At 27.4% G+C, this 5704-nt stretch carries 7 protein-coding genes; all 7 read right to left on the bottom strand.

The features are described from left to right. Positions 1-227 precede the first annotated feature (227 nt). Positions 228-911, bottom strand: a complete 684-nt coding sequence (locus RBH29_RS16945) for a hypothetical protein (protein ID WP_306698187.1) — start codon at positions 909-911, stop codon at positions 228-230. 28 nt (positions 912-939) lie between these two features. After that, positions 940-1509 carry a hypothetical protein gene (locus RBH29_RS16940; RefSeq protein WP_306698186.1) on the bottom strand — a complete coding sequence of 190 codons (570 nt, stop codon included), beginning with the start codon at positions 1507-1509 and terminating at the stop codon, positions 940-942. A 297-nt stretch (positions 1510-1806) separates the two neighbouring features. Then, positions 1807-2520, bottom strand: a complete 714-nt coding sequence (locus tag RBH29_RS16935) for a hypothetical protein (RefSeq protein WP_306698185.1) — start codon at positions 2518-2520, stop codon at positions 1807-1809. 226 nt (positions 2521-2746) lie between these two features. Further along, entirely contained in the window at positions 2747-3361 is a 615-nt protein-coding gene (locus RBH29_RS16930; RefSeq protein ID WP_306698184.1) for a hypothetical protein, read from the bottom strand. A 348-nt stretch (positions 3362-3709) separates the two neighbouring features. Then, positions 3710-3859: a hypothetical protein gene (locus RBH29_RS16925; RefSeq protein WP_306698183.1), complete on the bottom strand. Its 150-nt coding sequence runs from the start codon at positions 3857-3859 to the stop codon at positions 3710-3712. A gap of 133 nt (positions 3860-3992) precedes the next feature. Next, a complete protein-coding gene (locus RBH29_RS16920; protein ID WP_306698182.1) occupies positions 3993-4760 on the bottom strand; it encodes a hypothetical protein in 768 nt (255 codons plus the stop codon). Between the two features lie 53 nt (positions 4761-4813). After that, the gene (locus RBH29_RS16915) at positions 4814-5584 is read right to left on the bottom strand and encodes a hypothetical protein (RefSeq protein WP_306698181.1); all 771 of its coding nucleotides are present in this window, start codon (positions 5582-5584) and stop codon (positions 4814-4816) included. Between the last annotated feature and the right edge of the window lie 120 nt (positions 5585-5704).

Below are 5704 nucleotides of genomic sequence, written 5' to 3'. Positions count from 1 at the left end.
CTTTTATTAATAAACTTATCTTAATAGAATAGTTCATCACGTTGTCTGTAACCAATACTATACTCTAAGAAAAAATATGAATTATAATCTCCTTTGTGGATTACTTCTATTATACATTGTATCTATTTGCACAATCTGTATTTGACCAATAGAGTCTTGCAGTTTCACCATACCATGCTCCTGTTAAAATCGCTACCTCTGGTTCAAATGGAAAAGAATCCAGCATTTCATTCCATTTTTCTATCTAAAATTAGTTTCATTGGGGGATCGAATTTACTCAAATAATGCTCAGTTCCCATTGTCAAATAATTAATAATACTGACCCATTTATCACCTTCAATAATATTTTCTCCATAATATTCTTCATAATTTCTTTCATTAAACTGTTTTTCAAAAAGTTCCTTTGAAACAGTTGAAATTCTTAAATTAACTGCACAAACCCATTGCCAATATAACTCTTTAATAACACGAAAATCCCTTTCCTTATCTTTGTCTAATTTGATTAAAGCATTATTATCATCTAAGATAATCCCCGTAATATCCTCTTCTATAAACTTATAAATATAATAATGTATACTCATTGATGTATCTATTACGTTTTTATAATTGCCAGAATGTTTTCCCATTTCATAAGCAACAGAAGAAATATAATGAAAATAATTATGTATATCAAGCGAATTATTTCTAAGAATTAGTGCTTGTTCTTTAGTTATCACGCCTGTTTCCATTATCTCTTTTAAGACATTGTAACTATCTGCAATTAAATTAACCACTTCAAAGGTATCATGATTTACCTTACTCAAAATCTCATCTTTAATTTTTTTCCTTCCTGAATATTGAATAACACTCGTAGTAATTAAAACTATACATATAACAAGTAACAGCACCCATTTTTTCTTTAAGGTTTTCATAATATATAACCCCATTTCTATTTTAAATTTAAAAATCGACTTGATTTTCTTCCATAAACTCCCTTGTATTGTTTTCAATATTAACCAAAAACTTTTCAAGCTCGACATATTCTTTAGCATCTTTATTTTCCTCTAAAGAATTAAACCATAGGTTATTTAATTCATAAATAAACTCTATTTTTTCCTCTAAATCATTATCTAAATAAATTATTATATCTTCATGTTCTTTATTTATCCTATTCACTTCCCATTCTGCTACATAATTATTAATAAATTCTAAGGCTTTTTCAGTTTCAAACTTTCCTTCAAAACTTTTTAATTTGTTGAGTCTAACCCCATACTTTTTAAAGTCAGGTATCCTTCTACTGTTAAATATAATAAATCCTGCATCTCTCCCTGTAATATATCCTTTTTCTAATATATCAAAAAGTTTCTCTTCACGCACCCTAATGCCTCTCTCTAAATTTTTAATTGATGAACCAAAAGTTATTGAATTAACAGAATTATATTTGTTTTTTAGTCTAAATTCATTTATATTAATAAATATAAAAATTACAATAAATGATACTAAAATAAGTATTAATTTTTTTTTATACATTAACCAAAAGCCTCCCTTTAATAATATACTTACTAAAATAACACCCTAAAATATTTCTTTAATTTTATTTAATCATAGCATATTACCGTTTATATAAAAACAGTAATATGCTATATTAACTAATCCGTTTATATTTTACTAATTAAATCATGTTCTACTACCTCAAGAACATTTTTCAAATACGGGATCGTTGCCACTATTGATTTAAGAATTTCTAAACCCTTATGTTTTTTATTCCTTATTACTCCATTTAATGTATGATTAACAAAAACATTTTTAGTATCAGGGAATACTGGTTTAATTCAAGAGGCTTTCATTTAAAGCTTCCATTTGAGGTGTAAATTCTTTTAAAAATTCATCTGTTTCATATTGTAAAGCATTTATCATGTCTATCCACCTATCGTCCTTAAAAGCAATATTTTTATAATATTCTTCATAGTACTCAAACTCAGTGCTTATTATAGAATCAGTACGTTTAATTGGTCTTGAATTAGTTGAAACTACATTATTTTCTAAATTTATTGCACAAAGCCACTTCCAATACAAATCATTAATGTAATTAAACGCTGCATTTAAATCTGAATCTAATTTAATCAAAATATCATTGTCTTTTAACCTTTCACCTTCATTATATTCATCAATTAAATTATATATAAAAAGTTCTATTCCATCCATTGTCTCATACATACTATTTTTGAAAATACTATACTCATACTCACCTGTTTCATATCCTACCCTACACAGGTACCGACAATAGTACCTAAAATCACCAGCATATCTTTCTAATTTTTCAGCCTGCCCCAAGGTTACTGTATTAGTTTCCAGTATTTTGTTGCTAATGTTATATTTGTCTACAATCGTATGAGTTAACTTATACACCTCGTGATTTAATACACTTGAAATTTCAGATTCAATCTTTTTTCTTTCATGGAATTGTATAAAAAACACAGCAACTAATAAAATACATATAATGAGCATTATTATAGCTCTATTTTTTTTAATATTTTTCATTATTCATACCACCTCTTTCAATCATTTATATAACTCAAAGACTCAACCTAAAGCTCCTATACTTAGCTTTAGCCAATCAATCTTACTTTTCTTAAAAATTTAACATTTGTGCTCAGTGCTTTTTATTCACAATATAAAACAATCTTTAAAACATTAACCTGTAACAATTACTTCTGACCATTATTTCTTTTCTCATGTCATATACTCGCTTTTAATTCCAGCATACTTAATATAATAATTCACTTATATTATCAACATCATGGCTTTTCATGAAATTTATTGTATCTTCTTCAATATCTATTAAAAAATTTTCAAGACTAATCAACTCTGTATTATAGATGTTTTTTATTTTACTTTTTGCTGTGGCATTTCTTTCATATGAGTTAAACCATAAATTATTTAGCTCGTACAAGTATTCTATTTTAGTTTTAAGCTCTCCATCAAGTTCAACTTTATATTTATATTCCTCATTACACATACGCTTTTTCCCTTCGAATATAAAATTTATGAAATTATGAAATTCAAGGATAGCACTTTCTGTTTTAATTTGATTTTTATGTGACTCTGATTCTTTTATCTTCATTCCAAATTTCTTGAATTGAGGCACTCTTTTAGAAACATAACTAATCATACGTGAATCGGAACAGGTAATATATTTTTTTTCAAGTATTTCACTTAATAAATTTTCTCTGTCTACTACCCCTCTTGTTAATAAACCAACTGACGTCGATTGATAACTAATAGAATCAAGATTTTTTCTTATTCTATATTCATTTAAATTACTAAATAGTAATATCACAATAAATATTACTAATATCAATTTTAATTTTTTCCCTCTCATTAACACTAATCTCCCTTTTATAATTCAAATAAACCCATTTATTTTTTCTTGCAAATTTTTCTGAATCTCTTAAAGCATTTAAAACCTTCGAAATTCATAAATTTCATCTAAACATAAATTTATTTGTTCAAATTCATCTTATGTAATTAACATCTGCTCATTTGATTTGTCTAATTCGGAATTAAAATCATGTCTAATTTCAACTTTACCACCTCTATATCAATCATTAATAAGCCTTATATTCCATGAACTAGGTATGGCTAAATTTTGTATATAACTTTGCAGAATTTGATTTAATCTATTTTGCAATCAAAGATATCTCCGAATGTTCTGTTTGAATCTATTGGATTAACTTAAATTCCCACTGGAACTTGTGTTTGTCAATGACATAGCTGCAAATTGCATATCATCAGTTGCTGGTGCTGACATAGTACTAAGTTCAGTATTTGTTTGAACGTAAAAAAGCTCACCTCCTGAATTTTTTGAAATATGCTGCATAAGGTCTAAGTCTAGCTCTGAACCTAATGCAATTGTATTAATAATAATTCTTTTGCTACTAAAGCCTCTTCTCCTCTTCTTACATTTGATTCTCCATCAGTCAGTAATATAATAATTTTATGACGAACGTCATCTAGTTTTCTGTTTTCCGTCCATAATATCTAAATTCTTTATTAAATTCATCAATGGTATATCCTGCTTCCAAAAAGCAATCTACCCAGTTTTTTTCTAAATTGCAAATATAATTTTTAAAATCATCAGAATCAGTAATGCATCCGTTATAGTGGTTCTCTAAATATTCTAGGTCAGTTATTATTTCACCATCTTCAATAATCACTCCTCCTAATTCATCAATCGCATTAACCCAAACTTCGTGTATATTATGAATAAACTCAAACCTTTCTCTCATAGAGTCATCCAACTCTACTACTATATCTTGTGCCTTTAATTGTCTGTTTTCTTCGCCTTTTTCTGACAATCTAGTGTAGAAAATCACTATCCCAATGTAACTATCTCGGCTAAATCCTTTATATTTATCCCTTTTTTTATTTTCTGGTAAACCTTCATTTAATTTATCCTTATTTTCTTCATAATACATGCCATAACAATCCAATTTAACTAACCCTAACTCAATTAAATCTTCAATAAAACTAAAAAGTCTATCAAAGTAGTATTTTGCAGATAATCTATAATACTGATCTATCCTAATTACACCACTTTCTAGTATTTCTTCTATTATGTTATAATTTTTTACACTTTCTGTAGTTAAGTCCATTGTATAGGTATTTGCCTTGTTTGAAACAAAGTTTTCATATGTTTTACGATTTCTATACTGTATAAAACCAGATACAATTAATGATATAATTATTAATGCTGATATTACTATTGTCTTTTTTGACATTATAATCTCCCTCCCTATTTAACAACAACTATATTAAATACACCTTAAATGATTTACTCCAGCAACTCCGATATAGTTTCCACTCCATGACTGTCCAAAAATTCTCTAGTGTTTTTTTCTATGTCCAATGCTGCATTTGCCCATTTTATTTGAGCCTCAATAAATCGCCAGTCATCTCCAAGATATTTTTCTTTCATTTCATCTATAGAACTAAAACCACTAAATGCCCTCTCATATACGTTCCCATTAGCATCTCTATCTTCTATAGTACGAATATTATATTCTAGCCAATCAATATTTCTTTCTATTGAATTCACCCACATATCATTTAGCTCAGCTAAATATTCTATTTTAGTTCTCAAATCATCGTCTAAAACCTTTAAAACATCTTTATACTGAAAACTATATACGTACCATTGTTCATCCAGCATCAAATGAAAAAAAGCACCTATCTCTTCCATTGTAGTTTTTGTTATTATTTCTCCCTTTAATGGCTCTATAACGCCTAAGACAACTCCATCCTTTAATCTTGTCGGAACAAAATCCAAAATAAAGTCGTCCATGATTCTGTGAATTCCATAAGCATCATATTTACTGACATACTCATTATTCAATATATCCGCATATCTATTTTCTGCACTAGAAATATGTCTAGGAGCAGATTTAAATCCACCATAATGTGTATAACTCAAAAAATTTCTTTTTGTAAATTCACTATAATCATTTCTCAAACTATATTCGTTATAATTAAGAAATACAAGGACAACTATTGTAATTACTAATACACTTCTTAAAACAATAAACATTTTATTTTTAGCAATCATAAAAACGACCTCCTGAATTCTTTTGATATACCCTAATCATTTTATTTATATTATAGAACATCAATTGCCAATACAATATCAACTCCTAAGTCAGAAGGTATACTCTTACTCCCAGAAACA

The sequence above is a fragment of the Herbivorax alkaliphila genome, from assembly GCF_030848475.1.
GTDB lineage: Bacteria > Bacillota > Clostridia > Acetivibrionales > Acetivibrionaceae > Herbivorax.
The sequence above is the reverse complement of the archived record's forward strand: the minus strand, read 5'-3'. Positions and strand labels throughout refer to the sequence as shown.

Excerpts from the sequence above, each read along its gene's own strand:
- RBH29_RS16915 (WP_306698181.1), bottom strand. The coding sequence starts at position 5,584 with ATGATTGCTAAAAATAAAATGTTTATTGTTTTAAGAAGTGTATTAGTA.
- RBH29_RS16920 (WP_306698182.1), bottom strand. The coding sequence starts at position 4,760 with ATGTCAAAAAAGACAATAGTAATATCAGCATTAATAATTATATCATTA.
- RBH29_RS16935 (WP_306698185.1), bottom strand. The coding sequence starts at position 2,520 with ATGAAAAATATTAAAAAAAATAGAGCTATAATAATGCTCATTATATGT.
- RBH29_RS16940 (WP_306698186.1), bottom strand. The coding sequence starts at position 1,509 with ATGTATAAAAAAAAATTAATACTTATTTTAGTATCATTTATTGTAATT.
- RBH29_RS16945 (WP_306698187.1), bottom strand. The coding sequence starts at position 911 with ATGAAAACCTTAAAGAAAAAATGGGTGCTGTTACTTGTTATATGTATA.
- RBH29_RS16925 (WP_306698183.1), bottom strand. The coding sequence starts at position 3,859 with ATGCAGCATATTTCAAAAAATTCAGGAGGTGAGCTTTTTTACGTTCAA.
- RBH29_RS16930 (WP_306698184.1), bottom strand. The coding sequence starts at position 3,361 with ATGAGAGGGAAAAAATTAAAATTGATATTAGTAATATTTATTGTGATA.